10 protein-coding genes are annotated in these 17,441 nt (G+C 66.0%); 5 read left to right on the top strand and 5 right to left on the bottom strand.

The window, feature by feature from the left end:
- Positions 1-274: 274 nt before the first annotated feature.
- From QMF22_RS01480 to QMF22_RS01465, 4 genes are all read right to left on the bottom strand, one after another.
- On the bottom strand, positions 275-3,949 hold the full coding sequence (locus QMF22_RS01480) for a S8 family serine peptidase (protein WP_283449638.1): 3,675 nt from the start codon (positions 3,947-3,949) through the stop codon (positions 275-277).
- 257 nt (positions 3,950-4,206) lie between these two features.
- Positions 4,207-7,773, bottom strand: coding sequence for a S8 family serine peptidase (locus QMF22_RS01475; RefSeq protein WP_283449636.1), 3,567 nt, complete (start codon positions 7,771-7,773; stop codon positions 4,207-4,209).
- A 256-nt stretch (positions 7,774-8,029) separates the two neighbouring features.
- Positions 8,030-9,967: a heavy metal translocating P-type ATPase gene (locus QMF22_RS01470; RefSeq protein WP_283449634.1), complete on the bottom strand. Its 1,938-nt coding sequence runs from the start codon at positions 9,965-9,967 to the stop codon at positions 8,030-8,032.
- Positions 9,968-10,089: 122 nt separating this feature from the next.
- Positions 10,090-11,304: an NADP-dependent isocitrate dehydrogenase gene (locus QMF22_RS01465; protein ID WP_283449631.1), complete on the bottom strand. Its 1,215-nt coding sequence runs from the start codon at positions 11,302-11,304 to the stop codon at positions 10,090-10,092.
- Between the two features lie 160 nt (positions 11,305-11,464).
- On the opposite strand from QMF22_RS01465, the gene QMF22_RS01460 reads away from it, so the two are divergent.
- Both QMF22_RS01460 and QMF22_RS01455 read left to right on the top strand, forming a co-directional pair.
- Entirely contained in the window at positions 11,465-11,917 is a 453-nt protein-coding gene (locus tag QMF22_RS01460) for a GNAT family N-acetyltransferase (RefSeq protein ID WP_092339295.1), read from the top strand.
- 44 nt (positions 11,918-11,961) lie between these two features.
- A complete protein-coding gene (locus tag QMF22_RS01455) occupies positions 11,962-12,258 on the top strand; it encodes an MGMT family protein (protein WP_349357063.1) in 297 nt (98 codons plus the stop codon).
- 30 nt (positions 12,259-12,288) lie between these two features.
- Here QMF22_RS01455 and QMF22_RS01450 read toward each other — a convergent pair whose 3' ends face one another.
- Entirely contained in the window at positions 12,289-13,305 is a 1,017-nt protein-coding gene (locus tag QMF22_RS01450) for a LacI family DNA-binding transcriptional regulator (RefSeq protein ID WP_283449628.1), read from the bottom strand.
- 251 nt (positions 13,306-13,556) lie between these two features.
- On the opposite strand from QMF22_RS01450, the gene QMF22_RS01445 reads away from it, so the two are divergent.
- From QMF22_RS01445 to QMF22_RS01435, 3 genes are all read left to right on the top strand, one after another.
- Positions 13,557-14,792, top strand: coding sequence for a sugar ABC transporter substrate-binding protein (locus QMF22_RS01445; protein ID WP_283449627.1), 1,236 nt, complete (start codon positions 13,557-13,559; stop codon positions 14,790-14,792).
- Between the two features lie 99 nt (positions 14,793-14,891).
- A complete protein-coding gene (locus tag QMF22_RS01440) occupies positions 14,892-16,505 on the top strand; it encodes an ABC transporter permease subunit (protein ID WP_283449625.1) in 1,614 nt (537 codons plus the stop codon).
- A complete protein-coding gene (locus QMF22_RS01435) occupies positions 16,502-17,404 on the top strand; it encodes a sugar ABC transporter permease (RefSeq protein WP_283449624.1) in 903 nt (300 codons plus the stop codon). Before QMF22_RS01440 ends, QMF22_RS01435 begins: the two co-directional genes overlap by 4 nt.
- Positions 17,405-17,441: the final 37 nt, after the last annotated feature.

The following is a 17,441-nucleotide window of genomic DNA, read 5'->3' as shown; positions in this document are numbered from 1 at the left end:
AGCCTGGGCCAGGTGTCCGGGCCCGGGCCCGGAAAGTGCGAACAGGCACAACCCGGGACAGGCGTGAAGGCGACGGTGCCGCATCCGTCGCCCTCATCGTCGCCGGGCCCACCTTATGTCCACGGGCCCAGTTTCTAAACTGGGCCCGTGGACGGGGCCCGGGCCCCGTCTAGAAAAAGACGGGGCCCGTACAGACAGAGCGCGGAGCCGGTCGGGACGAGACAAAGCTCGGGCCCCGTGCGGAGTGCACGGGGCCCGAGTACCGCGTGCGGGGCTACCGCACGACCAGCAGGGTGCGGGCCGGGCTGTTCGCCGCGGCGACCGCGTCATTGCCGGCGTAGTGCCCGACCACCTTGTAGAGGCCGCGACCGAGTTGCGGCAGTGTGACGCTGCCGTGCCCGTTCGCATCGAGCGCCACGGTGAACCGGCGCTTGTCGACCGTCACGGTGGCGCTGTCACCGACCTCTCCCTTGCTGGTGACCGTCACGGACACGGTGACCCGGCTGGAGAAGAAGACGGCCCGGTGGTTGAGCGTCACCGCGACCGTGGCGGCATACTTCACCAGGACACCGGCCGAGGTGGCCGCTGCGCTCGGCCCGTCCGGCACCGACCCGGTCACGACCACGGTCAGCGTCGTTCCGGCGAGCTTGGCCGTCGGCGTGAAGGTTGCCGACATCGCACCCTTGATGTCGACGCCGTCACTCTGCCACTGGTAACCGAAATCGAGGCCTTCGACGTTCCACTGGCCGGGATCAGCCGTCAGGACCGAACCGATCTGCGGCCTACCGGAAATGCTCGGCGCTCCGGTATTCACCGGGGCCTGGGTGTTGTCACCCTCGCTCGCCGCGATGGCGAGAACCGTCGAGGCTGTGCTGTCCCCGTAGTCGACCACACCGAGGTACGGCGTGTTCGGCACGAGTCCGGCCCAATTGAGCGTGTACGTGATCGGCACGCCCTGCGGCCCCTGGATCGTCGCCGGCGTCGCGGCGAACCCATTTGTCGGCGCTCCGGACGCGACCGAGAAGGTGTTCACGTCGAACGCCGTCGAACCGGAGAACACGTCCACAACGACCTGATAGAAACCGGCCTCCGGGCTGGGAATGTCGACGTGCTCATCAGCGGAACCCGTTGCCGACTGCCAGCCGGCAACGGGGTTGCCCCCGGCGCCGTCGAGCAGTAGCACGAACAGGTCGAGGTCGGTCGAATCGTCGACGGCATTCAGGTCGAAGCGGGCAAGCCGGCCTGCCTGAATCTCTACCTGGTAGGTGAACTGGTCGCCGGTCACGCCCTCGCCGGTGTGCGAAGCGGACGGGTCCGTAGCGTTGTTCTGATGTACCCCGTTGGCCAGGCCGCTGAGGTTCAGCGCTACCGGCTCTGATCCGCCCGGGGCCACCGTGACATTGACCGAACCGTCGAGGCCGGTACCAGCCACCTCGGTGGGAGCGACGACGGTGACCGGACGAACGGCGATCGGGCTGTGCACCACGTCGAAGAAGTCGCCCGGGTCGCCCGAACCACCGTTTCCAAAGCCCCAGTCCAGCGAGCCGGTGGCGTATTGGTCGAGCGGAGCATCCGTTCGAGTGAAGGTCACCGTGTAGCTCTGCTTCTCACCCACGGCGCTGAAAGTCATCTCGGCCGGAGAAACCACGGCGGTGATGCCGGGAATCTCGATCGGGATGGCCGTGTAGGTGCCGACCCGTACGGCGGTCACCGTGCGGGTGATGGTTTCTGGTGCGGTCAGCGCTCCGATCTGAATCGACGGGAGGTTCAGGTTGCTGGCATCGATCGGCACCACGCCGGCGTCGAAGCCAATCCCCTGCAGGTAGGCCAGCCAGTCCGCCGGGCCGCTCTGGTAGACCAGTCCCGGAAAGTCGAACGAGGACGGATTGACCTGGCCAGCACCCTGCGCGAACGGGTCGGTCACCGGGGCACCGGTGGCATCGAACGTGTTCTTCGCGGTCGTCATCATGACGGACTTGATCTCGGCGGGGGTCGCGAGCGGGCGGAAGCCGAGGATGAGTGCGGCGAGGCCGGCGATGTGCGGGCTGGCCATCGAGGTACCCGACTCGAACTGGAAGGTCGGGTCGCCGCCCTCCGCGTTGGGTCCGTCGGCCAGAATGCTCACCCCGGGCGCAGCGATATCGGGCTTGAGCAGGTCGCCGCCGTCGGCGGTCACCGGCCCGCGGGAGGAGAATCCGGCCATCTGGGGCACCGGCGTTTGCGTGGCGGTCGTGTTATCCGTCGTGAACGTGACGGTCGCGCCATCCGTTGCGGCGTAGGCGAAGACCGGGTCGAAAGCGTCAGCGTCGAGGTGGATGGTGGGCACCGAGTGTTCGTCGGTGTCGACGTCGGCCGGTGTGCGGTTGACCAGCAGCATGCCGCTGCCGCCCGCTCGCAGTACCTCGGCCGACTTGGCCACCCGGTCGTAGACGCCGCGCTGGCAGAAGACGATCCCGCCGGCCACCTTGGCCGGGTCGAGGGAGCCCGGAGCACAGAGCAGCGCGTCGGCCGGGTCGAAGCCGTCCACCGCTACGAGGTCGGCCCGAAGCAGGTTGCCCGAGAGCGGGGTAGCCCCCGGCGTGCGGTCGACCGTGATCGAAGCACCGGCGTAGGTAGAACCATCACCGAGCGTGGCCGTGGCCTCATACGAGGGGATGGTGCTGGCGGCGACCGTGGTGATCCACGGTGACACGTTCTCTACGGTGGATGCCGTTGGACCGTCGTTACCAGCGGATGCAGCCACGAAGATGCCAGCTGCCGCCGCGCCGAGGAAGGCTTGGTCGGTTGGCGAGAACGTGGTCTGCGCGGGGCCGCCGCCGATCGAGTAGTTGATCACGTCGACGCCGTCGGAGACGGCCTGGTCGATAGCCTTCAGGATGTCGGTGTCGGTGCAACCGTCGTCGGTCGTGACCGAGTTGTCCGGGCCGGACCAGCACACCTTATATGCGGCGATCTTGGCGGCCGGGGCTACGCCCGAGATGTTACCGAAGTCGACTCCGTTGATGGTCGTCGGTATGTCGGCGTTGCCGCCGGCCGTGCTCGAGGTGTGCGAACCGTGACCGTCACCGTCGCGCGGAGAGACGTACTCGCCGGTTGACGCGTCGCCGATCTGGTCGGCGCCGAAGCCGTCGAGAAAGTAGCGCGCCCCGATCACCTTGGTACTGCAGGCACTCGCAGCGAACTGCTCGCCGGTCTGGCAGGTGCCCGTGAATGTGGTTCCGTCGGCCTTGTTCATGGTGATCGTGTCACCGTCGAGCCAGGGCTCGTCTCCGGGATTCGTCCCGAGCGGTGACCCGGCGAAGGACGGGTTCTCGGGGGCGATGCCGGTATCGAGCACACCGATCACGACGCCCTTACCGGCCTCGCTGGTTCCGCCAAGCTTGGACCACAGTCCGTTCGGTCCGCTCAACCGCAGAAAGTCGGTCGACGACTCGGCGGTCACGTGCCGGAGGGCGTCGGGTACAACCGACACCACGTTCTTCTTCACGGCCAGGGCGGCCGCTTGCTTGCCGGTGAGCTGCGCTGCGAATCCGTTGACGGCGAGCGTGTAGGAATACGCCACCTTGGCATCAACGGATGCTGCCACCTCGCTTTGGATGCGCGCCAGGTAGTCCTTATAGGTCTCGGCCGAGCGGCTTTGAGCGTTGAGTTTGGCTCCGGCGTCTGGCATGGTCGCCGAGAAACCGTCGACCCCGCCCTGGTACAGCGCAACGGCCTCGTCACTGAGGGTCACGATGTAGCGTCCGGCGGTGAAATCCATCCGCTGCCCGCCGGGAGAGGCGATGCTGCCGGAGAGGCCGGTCGCGGTCGGGGCGGCGCCGGCGGGCAGGGTGCCGCCGACGAGTACTGAAGCGCCCACCAGGGCGATGGTGACGGTGGCCGCGATTGTGGCGCGGCGGCGCGTGCGGGATGTTGACGCTGGGTTCAGCGCTGAATCCGGCGCAGACATCGTGCGCCTGAAGAAAGAACTCACGTGGGTGTCCAATCCGATAAGGGTGCGAGGTGGTCTCGTTCCACAACAGGAACGTGTCGCTGTTCCGATGCGCGGGACAGTTCGCTGGTGACCGTATCGCGCTCGGCGACCCCCGGATAGGGGCATTCCGCAGGTACCACACGCAGGGGGTGCGCAAGCGGGCGCACGCAAACGCGCGCTGCGGCATCCGCTTCAAAAAAACGGATGCCGCAGCGCGCGTTTGCGCTCGCCGACTACCGCACGGTCAGCGTGCGCGGCTTGCTGTTCGCCGCGGCGACGAGGTCGGTGCCGGCGTACTGCGCCACAACCGTGTAGCTGCCGCGGTCCAAGTCAGTCAGGGTGAGCGATCCCTTGCCCTTCGGGTCAAGCGCCACGTCGTAGCTCTGGTCGTCGACCAGCACCTGCACGGTGCCGAGGGGCGCGGAGCGCGGTGCGTCGGTCTTCAACGACACCTCGATCGTGACGCCTTTGGAGTGCGGCTTAGCCTTCGAATCGACCGTCACATCGGCCGTGGCGGCGTACTTCACGACGACCCCGGCCGAGGTGGCCGTGCCGTCCGGAATCCCGTCGGCCCGTGCGGTGACGACCACCGTGAGCGTCTCGCCGCCGAGCGACTTGGTCGGCTTGTAGTCGACCTTGGTTGCTTTCTCGATGTCGCGACCATCGGCCTGCCACTGGTAGCTGTAGTCCAGCCCGGCGACATTCCACTCCCCCGCCTGGGCAGTCAGCTTCGCGCCGACGACGGCGGTGCCCTCGATCGACGGCAACGCCGTGTTCATGGGCGCCTCCGGCTCGGGAGCTGCGCCGCTGGCGACCGAGACGACCGTTGAGACCGAGCTGTCACCGTAACCGACGAGACCGAGGTAGCCGGTCTCGGGCACGAGGCCCGCCCAGGACAGCGAGTACGTCGCCGCCACGCCCTGCTGGCCAGCAACGACCGGAGGTGCGGCCGCGAACGACCCCTCTCCGGCGCCGGCGAGCACCGAGTACGTGTTCAGGTTGAACGCGGTCGTTCCGCTGTAGACGGAGTTGATCACTTGGTAGAAACCGGCGGTCGGATTGGCCAGGTCGATGAGTTCATCGGCCGAGCCGGTCGCTGACTGCCAGCCGGCGACCGGCGAACCGCCGTCGCCGTTCAGACGGTAGACGATCAGGTCGAGGTCGGCGGTCTGGTCGACCGCGTCGAGGTCGAACCGGGCGAGCTGGGTGCCCTCCGGCACCTCCACCTGGTAGCTGTACTCGTCGCCGGCCGTGCCGGATCCGGTGTTCGGACTGGCCGGGTCGGCCGGGTCGCTCTGGTGCAGTCCGGCCGCGAGACCGGTCAAGTTCAGCGCGATATCCCCGGTAGCTCCGGGGGTGATCGACACGTCGACCGAACCGTCGACCCCGGTGCCGTTGGCGGTGGCCGGTGCCACGAGGGTCACCGGCTGGATGGCGACCGGGCTGTGCACCACGGTTCCCGAGCCGCTCACCCAGTTGAGCGAGCCGGTCGAGAACGTATCGAGCGGGGCATCCGTTCGAGTGAACGTCACCGTGTAGCTGGCGGAATCGCCGGCAGCGCCGAAGCTCAGCGTGCTGGGCGAGACGACAGCGTCGATGCCCGGTACTGTCACCGGCTGGGCCGTGAAGGTGCCGGCCTCGGTGCTCGTGACGGTGCGGGTAATGGTTTCCGGCGCGGTCAGTGACCCGATCGCGATGGAGGCCAGGTTGAGGTTGCTCGGGTCCACGGGGTCGGAGCCGACGTCATAACCGATGCCCTGAATGTACGAGTACCAGTCCTCGGTGTCGTTCAGGTAGAGCAGGCCCGGTTCGAACATTTTCGTCGGGTCGACGTGTCCGGCGCCCTGGGTGAACGGGTCGGTGACGGTGTCGCCGCCCGCATCGACGGTGTCATAGGCACTCGTCATCATGGCCGATTTGATCTCACCGGGGGTGGCGAGCGGTCGTTCACCGAGATAGAGCGCGGCGAGTCCGGCGATCTGCGGGCTCGACATCGACGTACCGGAGAGGAACTGCCAGGTCGGCTCTCCACCCTCTGCGTTCGGACCGTCGGCAAGAATGGCCACGCCGGGCGCGGTCACGTCGGGCTTCAGAATGTCGCTACCGTCGGCAAGCACCGGTCCGCGTGAGGAGAACCCGGCCACCTGCGGTGTCGGCGGCGTGTAGCTGGTCGTATTCCCGTCGGTGAATATAACGGATGCCGCGGCGCTACCCGCGTAGGCAAACGTCGCCTCCCAGTATGGCGAGTCGAGGTGAATGGTGGGCACGGTGTGCTCGTCGGTGTCGACCGAGCCGGGAACGCTGTTCACGAGCAGAGTGCCGATGCCGCCAGCCCGGAGAACCTCGGCGGACTTCGCGACGCGGTCGTAGATGCCGCGCTCACAGAGCACTATGGTTCCGGAAACGAGCGCCGGATCGAGGGAATCGGGGCCGCAGAGCAGAGCGTCGGCCGGGTCGTGGCCGGACGCCGCAACGAGGTCACCGCGCACGAGAGTGCCTGCCAGCGGGGTCGAACCCGGGGTACGGTCGACCGAGATCGAGCCGCCCGCGTAGGCGGTGCCGTCACCAAAGGTGGCGGTGGCCTCGTAGCCGGGGATAGTGCTCGCGGCGACCGTGGTGATCCACGGCGAGGCGTTGTCGAGCGTCGACGCACCGGGGCCGGAGTTGCCGGCCGAGGCGGCCACGAAGATGCCCGCTGCGGCCGCGCCGAGGAAGGCCTGGTCGGTCGGTGAGACCGTGGTGTCGGCCGCTCCCCCGCCGATCGAGTAGTTCAGAACGTCGACGTTGTCGGCGACGGCCTGGTTGATACCGGCCAGCAGGTCGGAGGTGGCGCAGCCGTCGTCTCCGCCGGGAGCAGCCGTCCAGCAAACCTTGTAGGCGGCGATCTTGGCGGCCGGGGCAACGCCCGAAATGAGGCCGTAGTCCAGGCCGCTGATCGTCGCGGTCACGTCGTGGTTGCCGCCGGCGGTGCTCGCGGTGTGCGACCCGTGGCCGTCGCCGTCGCGCGGCGACAGGTATTCGCCCTCGTCGACCCCGCCGATGCGGTCGGCGCCGTAGCCGGTCACAAAGTAGCGCGCACCGACCACCTTGGTGCTGCAGTCCGAGGCGTCGAACTGTACGCCGGTGACGCACTCGCCGGTGAAGACGGTGCCGTCGCTCTTGGTCATGGTGATTGTGTCACCGTCGAGCCAGGGCTCGTCACCGGCCGTGCTGCCGAGCGCGTCGCCGGCGAACGAGGGGTTTTCCGGTGCGAAACCGGTGTCGAGCACGCCGATGACGACGCCCTCGCCGGCGTTGTCGGCGCCGCCGGTGGACGCCCAGACGCCGTCATCGCCGGACAGTCCGAGAAACTCGGTCGACGAGGTAGCGGTCAGGTGCTTGAGCTCGTCAGGCGAGATGGCCACAACGTCTTTCTCGGCCGACAGCCTGGCAGCCTGCGCGGCGGTCAGTTCGGCGGCGAACCCGTTCAGGGCCAGGGTGTAAGAGTAGTCGATCGTGGCATCAACGGAGGCCGCCGCCTCCTTTTGCTTTCCTCCCAAGTAGTCGGAATAGCTCGCCGAGGCGCGACTGTGCGGATCGAGGCGGGCGCCGGCATCCGGTGTGGTCGGTGCAAAACCGTCGACACCGCCGGTGTAGGTGGCAACAGCGTTGTCGGCCAGGGTGACGATGTAGCGACCGTCCGTGAAGTCGGTGACCGGGCTGCCCGCGCCGATGATGCCGCCGAGGCCGGGAGCCATCGGGGCGGCCGCCGCGCCGCTCACGCCCACGAGGGCTCCGGCCGCGACCAGGGTCGTGGTCACGCAGAGTGCCATCACCCGCCGCATCTGGTGGAGAGCGAACTGCGGGCTTTCGGGCGGGAGTGTGGTTCGCCTGAACTGTGATCTCACGTGCGTGTCCAATCGGATCGGAGTGCGCTGGCCGCTCTGCCCCAGTTCGGGGCACAACGTGCTCGTGAACGTATCGCACAGGCGACACCGTCGTACAGGGTGCAGAATGCTCGGTAACACGATCGTTACCTTGACTAATGCTCAATTTAGCCCCTGAGCGGCCCCTGAATCAGACGGGTCTGTCTACTGAAGGGAGCACCGGTCTGCCTGCCCCTTCGCTGGTTTCCAGTGGGGCCGCTGCACCGCCGACGGATTCACGCGGAGCCCCCACGGCATCCTGGCGACCGCCGGTGGCGCGCAGCGCGTTCAGAATGGTGATGAGGTCGACGGCCTCCTGGCTGATCGCTCCGGCCGTCGCCGGTATGAGGCCGAACGCCGCGACCACCATGAGCGCGACGCTCAGGAAGATGCCGAGCCAGATGCTCTGCAACGCCACCCGCACCGTGTCCTGGCCGATGCGCACGGCCCGCACCGTGCGCGAGATATCGTCGAGCAGAATGACCACGTCGGCCGATTCGCTCGCCGCCGTCGCCCCCTTCGCCCCCATCGCGATGCCCACGTCGGCGACCGCGAGCACCGGGGCGTCATTGACGCCGTCGCCCACCATGATCACCGGCCGCCGGGTCAGCGCCCGCACCGCCTCGACCTTGTCACGCGGCAGGCAGTCCGCTCGCACGTGCACAATGCCGACCTGGCGAGCCACGTGCTGGGCGGTGGCTCGGCCATCTCCCGTGAGCATGAGATTCTCCCGCACGCCGAGACGGGCGAGGTCAGCGACGCTCTGGCGGGAGTTGTCGCGCACCCGGTCGCTGGCCACGATGCTGCCGGCGAACCGTCCGTCCACGGCGACGTACATGGCCAGCTCGCCGCCGGCAAGGTGCGTAGCCGTCGCATCCGCTGCCCCGTCATTGATAAACGAGAGCTTGCCGACCCGCACGGTTCCGGGCCCGAATCGGGCCTCGACGCCGAAGGTTGCGGCCTCACTCGCCGAATCCGCCGTGTGAAGCACGAGACCGCGCTCGCGCGCGGCGCCAATAACGGATGCCGCCAGCACGTGACTCGAATATTGCTCGGCCGACGCCGCGAGAGTCAGGAGCTCGTCAGCGCTGAAGCCCGCTTCGGGGCGCACCTCGCTGATCGAGGGCGTGCCGTAGGTGAGCGTTCCGGTCTTGTCGAAGACGACAGTTTTGGCACGGGAGAGGGCTTCGAGCACGCCTGCGCCCTTGACGATGATCCCGTTCCGAGCGGCTCGACTCATGCCGCCCATGAACGCGACCGGCGCGGCGAGCAACAGCGGGCACGGCGTCGCCACTACGAGTACCTCGGCGAACCGCACCGGATCGTTGGACAGCGCCCAGGCGAGACCGGCCAGGGTGAGAGCGCCCACCGTGAACGGAACGGCGTAGCGGTCGGCGAGGCGCACCACCGGGGCTTTACTGCTTGACGCTTCCTCGACCAAGGCGATGATGTGCTGGTACTGACTGTTCGCGGCGGTCGCCGTGGCCATCAAGGTGGCTGCGATTTGCCCGTTGATGGATCCGCTCAGTACCGGGTCTCCGACGCTGCGTTCAACCGGGAGGCTCTCACCGGTGAGCGAGGACTCGTCGAATGCGGCAGTGTCGCTCTGCAGTTGCCCGTCGACCGGCACGATTTCCGACGGGCGCACGAGCAGCAGGTCGCCGACGCGCACCTCGGTGGCCGGCACATCCGCAGCCTCACCCGAGTCAGGGTCGAGGCGATGAGCGATCTGAGGCGCACGTTTCAGGAGCGCGTCGAGTTCTCGCGCGGCGCGGCCAGCGGCATAATCCTCGAGGGCCGCGCCACCCGACAGCATGAGCACGATGAGCAGGGTCGCCACGTATTCGCCCACGAGGATGGTAGCGACGATCGCGATGATGGCGAGCAGGTCGACGCCGAAGCTGCCCCGGAACAGTTGGCGTACCATGCCGACGGACGAAACGAGGGCGGCCGCGATGCCGAACGCGCTGAACAACCAGCGCACGGCATCCGCGTGATCGAAGATTCCGAGCGAGAGCCCGAGCACGCCGACGAGCACTGTGGCGGCGACGAGCGGATATCGGCGCACGAGCGCGAGGAGGCGGGACATGACTGCATTCTCCCGCGTGACTGCAGCCGAGCGCCACCGAGGAATGCCTCGCCTGCAGTCACGCAGAACGCACGAAAGCCCCGACCGATGACGGTCGAGGCCTTCCGATACGCTGGTGCCGGCTACGCCAGGCGGGTCTGCAGGTTCTCGGCGAGCGAGGCGAGGAATTCCTCGGTGGTCTGGTACTTCTGCTCCGGGCCGACCAGGAGCGCGAGGTCCTTGGTCATCTTGCCGCTTTCGACGGTCTTGATGACGACGTCTTCGAGGGTCAACGCGAACTCGGCCAGAGCCTTGTTGTTGTCGAGCTTGGCGCGGTGCGACAGACCGCGGGTCCATGCGTAGATCGACGCGATCGGGTTGGTCGAGGTGGGCTTGCCGAGCTGGTGCTGACGGTAGTGACGGGTCACGGTACCGTGCGCGGCTTCAGCTTCGACGATCTTGCCGTCAGGAGTGGAGAGCACGCTGGTCATGAGGCCGAGCGATCCGAAGCCCTGCGCAACGGTGTCGGACTGAACGTCGCCGTCGTAGTTCTTGCAGGCCCAGAGGTAGCCGCCCTCCCACTTCATGGCCGAGGCGACCATGTCGTCGATGAGGCGGTGCTCGTAGGTGAGGCCGGCCGCTTCATAGCCGGCCTTGAACTCGGCGTCGAAGATGTCCTGGAAGATGTCCTTGAAGCGACCGTCGTAGGCCTTGAGGATGGTGTTCTTGGTCGAGAGAAAGACCGGCACGTTGCGCTCGAGGCCGTAAGCCAGGGTGGCGCGGGCGAAGTCGGTGATCGACGAGTCGAGGTTGTACATGCCCATGGCGACGCCGTCGCCCGGAGCCTCGAACACCTCGAAGGTGGACGGCTCACTGCCGTCCTGCGGGGTGAAGGTCATGCTGAGCGTGCCCTTGCCCTTGAACCGAAAGTTGGTGGCCTTGTACTGGTCGCCGTAGGCGTGACGGCTGATGATGATCGGCTTGTTCCAGCCCGGCACGAGGCGCGGGATGTTGGAGATGACGATCGGCTCGCGGAAGATGGTGCCGCCGAGGATGTTGCGGATGGTGCCGTTCGGCGAGAGCCACATCTTCTTGAGACCGAACTCTTCCACCCGGGCTTCGTCGGGGGTGATGGTCGCGCACTTCACGCCGACGCCGTACTTCTGAATGGCGTGGGCGGCGTCGATCGTGACCTGGTCGTTGGTTTCGTCGCGCTTCTGGATGGAGAGGTCGTAGTACTCGAGGTCGATATCGAGGTACGGGTGAATGAGCGTTTCTTTGATGGCATGCCAGATGATGCGGGTCATCTCGTCGCCATCGAGCTCGACTACTGTTCCTTCAACCTTGATCTTCGACAAAAATTTCTCCTCTTTATTCAGTGTGGCCGTCACGACCACCGTCAAGCTTACTAGAGGCCGGCAACTATCTTGACATCGAGATAAATTTGCCAGGTGAATTGCGGGGGTCAAACGCCCCCCTCGACTACCGGCTACCCCGGGCGCACGTTAGCCTGAACACATGGGTGAGCTGAAGCTGGAAGAATTATCCGCACGAAACATCGTCGCGGCCAACAACCTGAGTCTCAAGCCTGGGCAGGAACAATTCATTGCGCCGGTCTCGTATTCGGTTGCAGCCTCGGTGATCAATCCGGCCACATCGTGGCAGCGCGTGGTGCTTCTCGACGGCGTTGTCGCTGGTTTCATCCACGGGAACTTCGACCCGAATTCCGAGCACGAAGAGTTTCGCGCCTGCATCTGGCGCATCAATGTCAACGCGGAAACGCAGGGCCAGGGCGTCGGCAAGTTCGCCGCGGAGGCACTCGCCGCTGAAGCCCGCGACCGTGGCTTCGACCACGTCAACGTCATTTGGGAGCCCGGCGCCGACGGCCCGGAGGCCTTCTTCCACCGCCTGGGCTTCGTCGACGTCGGTGAGACCCAGTACGGCGAAGTCATCGGCTCGCTGAAGCTCTGAGCCGCGTCGAGCCTCAGATAAGCACGCCTGAGCCCGACGACTTCGTGTCCCGGGTGCTCGGCGTAGTCGATTCCATACCGCCTGGCCGCGTGATGACCTACGGCGGAGTGGCCGCGCAGCTCGGCTCCCGCGCGGCCCGCGCCGTCGGGCAAGTTATGGCTCGTTACGGCTCTGATGTGGCGTGGTGGCGGGTGATTCGCGCGGGCGGGCATCCGCCGATCGGGCACGAGGCCCAAGCGCTGGCGCACTACCACGCCGAGAACACGCCGCTCGTGACGACGAAAACGGATGCCGCGTATCGCGTCGACTACGCCGCCGCCCGCTGGTCACCGCCCGCGTAACCTGCTCGCGTAACCTGCTCGCGACCCGGACTACTCCGGCGGCCGCGCCGTACTGCCCCGCACCACGAGCTCGAACGGCATATTGATATTGAGACCGGTGCGCAACTCTGGGTGCGGTCGGAGTTCCTCCATGAGCACCTCAACGGCTTTCTCGCCCTGCTGCCGGGGAAACTGCGCGACCGTGCTGAGCCCGAAGAAGGCCGCCTGTTCGTGGTCGTCAACCCCGATCACCGACACGTCGCGGGGCACAACGAGTCCGAGGTCACGGGCGGCGAGCAGACTGCCGATGGCCATTTCGTCGGAGGCGGCGAAAATGGCGGTTGGGCGTTCGTGCGGCCGCCCAAGCAGTTGCTTGGCAGCCTGGTATCCGCCCGCCGTGGTGAAGTCGGCCGGGCGGTAGTCCTCCCGGCGCGCTTCGATCCCGGCCGCCGCGAGCGCCGCTTCGTAGCCGAAGCGCCGGTTTGTCGGCAGGTTGAAGTCCAGGTCGAAGGCCTTGTCCCCGCCAATATGGGCAATTCGGGTGTGGCCGAGAGCGATCAGGTGTTCCGTCGCCAGTCGTGCCACGGCGAGGTCGTCCACGGTGAGGGTTGGCACGCCAGCCAGCGGGCCGCCGACCCCCACGAGCGGTTTGTCTAGGGCGTGCAGACGGGCCACCTCGTGCTCGCTCAGTTCCAGCGACACGGCGATGACGGCATCTACTCGTTGACGCAGCAGGAAGTGTTCGAAGACGCTGCGGCGGGCCTCGAGCCCGCCCGTGAGGTTATAGAGGGTGAGGTCGTAGCCGTGGCGTTGCAGGGCTTGCTGAGCACCCTCGACGACGCTCGCGAAAAACCACCGGTTCAAAAACGGTACGACCACACCGATGTTCTTCATGCGACCGGAGGCGAGGCTCGACGCTGTCGACGATACGACGTAACCGAGCTGGGCAGCGGATGCCTCCACTCGCAGGCGAGTGACCGGCGACACGTTGCGTCCGCCGCTGAGAGCGCGTGACACCGTCGCCGTCGAGACCCCGGCGTGACGGGCGACGTCCGCGATTCCAACCATGATGCCCCTCGTCGTGCCGCCCCCGGTGGCGGCGTATTCGATATGCTACACAATTTCCGAAACCTGCAAGCGTTTGCAGGATGATCGGTACAAAATTCGCATTCTCGACAACTCGTTGCAGTTCTGTGACCCAAGGGGGGCGCATCCGGACTAACCTCGATCAAGACCTTGGCTGCAATCGCTTGCAAACCGGGTCGGAATCAGCCCGCCTGCATCGCCGCAGGCACAATCTTGCGAAAGGCTCCACACCAATGACGGTGAACACCAAGAACCTGCTCCGCCTCGGCGCCCTCCTGGGCGTTGCAACCCTCGCGCTGGCCGGATGCTCGCCCGCGTCGTCCGACGACACCACCGGCGACTCCGCTTCGGCGAGCACGCTGACGGTCTGGATCGACGCCGAACGCGTCGACGCCCTGAAACCGGCCGCGGCTGCCTACACCGAAAAGACCGGAGTCGAAGTCGACCTTGTCTCCAAAGACAACGCCACCCTCAAGGATGACTTCATCCAGCAGGTCCCCACCGGCAAGGGACCGGACATCACCATGGGCGCCCACGACTGGCTCGGCGAGCTCGTCACCAACGGTGTCATCAGCCCGATCGAACTCGGCGACAAGGCCGACGACTTTCTCGATGTCGCCATCACAGCGTCTACCTACGAGGGCCAGGTCTACGAACTGCCGTACGCCGTCGAAAACCTCGCCCTTCTGCGCAACGCCGACCTCGTTCCCGAGGCGGCTACCTCCTACGACGACATGATCGCCAAGGGCACCGCAGCCGGCGTGACCTACCCGTTCCTGGTCGAGCAGGGTGTCGACGGTAACCCGTACCACCTCTACCCCTACCAGACGTCGTTCGGTGCTCCGGTGTTCGGCACCGACGCAACCGGCGGCTATGACGCCGCCCAGCTTGAGATCGGCAATGCCGGAGGCGAAGCCTTTGCCGCCTGGCTCTCCAGCCAGGGCAAGACCGGCACCGGCATGTTCAACACCGAGATTACCGGTGACATCGCCAAGACCGCCTTCACGTCCGGCGACGCCGCCTTCTGGCTGACCGGCCCGTGGAACGTCGGCGCCGCCCTCGACGCGGGAATCAACCTCGCGGTAGACCCGATCGCCGCGCCGTCGACCGGCGCCGCAGCTCCCTTCGCCGGGGTGAAGGGCTTCTTCATCAGCGAGCAAAGCGAGAACAAGGTCGCCGCGAACGACTTCCTGGTGAACTATATGGCCACTGAAGACGTCCAGACCGCCCTGTTCGAGTCAGGCGAAGTCCTTCCGGCACTCAAGGCATCCGCTGAGGCAGCGTCGACTGATCCCCTCGTGGCCGGCTTCGCCGCGGTCGGCGCCGAGGCCGTGCCGATGCCCGCCATCCCGGCCATGGGCCAGGTCTGGCAGTTCTGGGGCATCGCGCAGGCCGCCATCATCAACGGCGAAGACCCCACTGCGACGTGGCAGAAGCTGGCCGCCGACGTGCAGGGCGCCATCGGCTGACCGGCACCGCCGCAGAACCGCTATACCGCACCGCCGCGGGGTGTGGTCGCCCGCGCGACCACACCCCGCACGAGAGTTGAACCTGACGAAAGCTGAACCATGCGCACCGATGACACCGACGTCAGCACGACCAAACCGTCGAAGCGGCAGCATCGCGCGGCCGTGGTCGCCGAGGCGGCCTCCGGCGGCCTGAAAGCCATCCTGGTCAAGATGGCGCTGCTCGGCATCGTCGACGCCGTCGCACTCTACGGACTGTTCATCCTGTTCCTGCAGCAGCAGTGGCTTATTTTCGCGCTCGTCGCCCTGGTCACCCTCGTAGTGAACTGGATCTACTTCACCCCCGGCAAGCTGCCGGCCAAATACCTCACCCCCGGCGTCATCTTCCTGGTCGTGTTCCAGATCTTCGTCGTGGGCTACACCGCCTATATCGGCTTCACCAACTACAGCACCGGTCACAACAGTGACAAGGCGCAGGCCATCTCGGCGCTCATGAGCAGCGCGCAGGAACGTGTGCCCGATTCGCCCAGCTATGCGGTCACGGTGCTCGACCAGTTCGGCACGCTGAGTTTTCTGGTGACCGACCCTAATGGGGACGTGAGCCTCGGCTCCGCCGACAGCCCGTTGGCGCCCGTGAACGATGCCACCATCACCGGTGGTGAGGCCGTGGGGCTCGACGGCTACACCACCCTCAGCTTCCAGAACATCCTGTCGCGCACGGCTGAGATCACCGCCCTCACGGTGCCGTTCTCCAACGACCCGAACGACGGCGCTCTGCGCACCAACGACGGCAGCAGTGCCTACCTTTATCTGTCCTCCCTCGTCTACGATGAGCAAGCCGACACGATGACGGATGCCCAAACCGGCACCGTCTTCTCCGACACGGGTGACGGCGCGTTCGTCTCCACCACCGGCGAAGAAATGCTGCCGGGCTGGCGCATCAACGTGGGATTCGACAACTTCGCCCGTGCGTTCACCGAGGAAGGCATCCGCACCCCGTTGATCAGCGTGACACTGTGGACCATCACGTTCGCCGCGCTGTCGGTCGCGACGACATTCTTTCTCGGGCTTTTCCTGGCGATCGTGTTCAACGACATGCGCATGAAGGGCCGCAAGTTCTACCGCGTCGCCATGATTTTGCCGTACGCCTTTCCCGCGTTCCTCTCCGCCCTGGTCTGGGCCGGCATGCTCAGCGAGAGCTTCGGCTTCGTGAACCAGGTACTCCTCGGCGGTGCGCAGATTCCCTGGCTGACCAATGAATGGCTGGCCAAGATCAGCATTCTGGTGGTGAACTTGTGGCTCGGCTTCCCGTACATGTTCCTGGTCTGCACCGGCGCGTTGCAGTCGATCCCGGCCGAGCTCGAGGAGGCTGCAACGGTCGACGGGGCCAGGCCCTGGGCGGTATTCCGACTGATCAAACTGCCGCTGCTGCTGGTGTCGGTCGCGCCGCTTTTGATCGCATCGTTTGCGTTCAATTTCAATAATTTCAATCTCATCTACATGCTCACGGGAGGCGGGCCGCGCGATGCCGCCGCCGACGTGAATGTCGGGGCAACGGACATCCTGATCTCGATGGTGTACAAGGTTGCGTTCACCGGGCAGGCCAGGGACTACGGGCTCGCGAGCGCGTTCTCCATCATCATTTTTGTTCTGGTGGCGGTCATTTCGGTGATCGCGTTCCGCAAGACCAAGGCACTCGAGGAGCTGAACCGATGACCTCCACCGACGAAACCACCAGGGTGATCCCGCTCAAGCGTCCGTTCACGTTCAAGCGCTGGTTTTCGCGCACCGGCTGGCGGCATCTGGTCGGCATCGTGATGGTCATCTTCTCGGCCTTTCCATTGCTGTACGTGTTGTCCGCCTCTCTCAATCCGCAGGGAACGCTAACCGGTTCCAATGAGTTGTTCTCGCGCGTCGGCTTTGAGGCCTACGCCCGCATTCTCAATTCGCCGGATGCGCCGTTCGCCCAGTGGTTCGGCAACACCATTTTGATCGCCGGTACCACGTCGATTCTCACAGTGTTTCTCGGTGCCCTTGCGGCATATTCCTTTTCGCGCATGCGTTTCACCGGGCGGCGAGCGGGATTGCTCACCCTGGTGCTCGTGCAGATGTTTCCGCAGTTGCTCGCCGTCGTCGCGATCTTCCTGGTGATGAGCACGATCGGTGACCTGTTCCCGGCGATCGGGCTGAACACGCAAATCGGATTGATCATGGTCTACCTGGGCGGCGCCCTGGGTGTGAACACCTATCTCATGTACGGCTTCTTCAACACGATCCCCTCGTCGATCGACGAGGCGGCGAAGATCGACGGCGCCAGCCACGCACGCATCTTCTTCACGATTATTTTGCGGCTCGTCGCACCGATTCTGGCTGTTGTCGGGCTGCTGTCTTTTATCGCGACGACCAATGATTTCGTAGTCGCCAGCGTGCTGCTGATCGACCCGGAGAAACAGACCCTCGCCGTGGGCCTGTACAAGCTCGTGTCCAACCCGAACTATGCAGACTGGAGCGCCTTCTCGGCCGGCGCTGTACTCGCCGCCCTGCCGGTGATGGCGCTGTTCCTCTACCTGCAGAAGTACATCGTGGGCGGCCTCACCGCCGGTTCGGACAAGTAGCCCGGCCCGATCGACACGAGGTCGATCAGTCGGCCGG

This window comes from Cryobacterium sp. PH31-L1 (assembly GCF_030063145.1).
In the GTDB taxonomy this organism is placed as follows: Bacteria; Actinomycetota; Actinomycetes; order Actinomycetales; family Microbacteriaceae; genus Cryobacterium.
The sequence above is the reverse complement of the archived record's forward strand: the minus strand, read 5'-3'. Positions and strand labels throughout refer to the sequence as shown.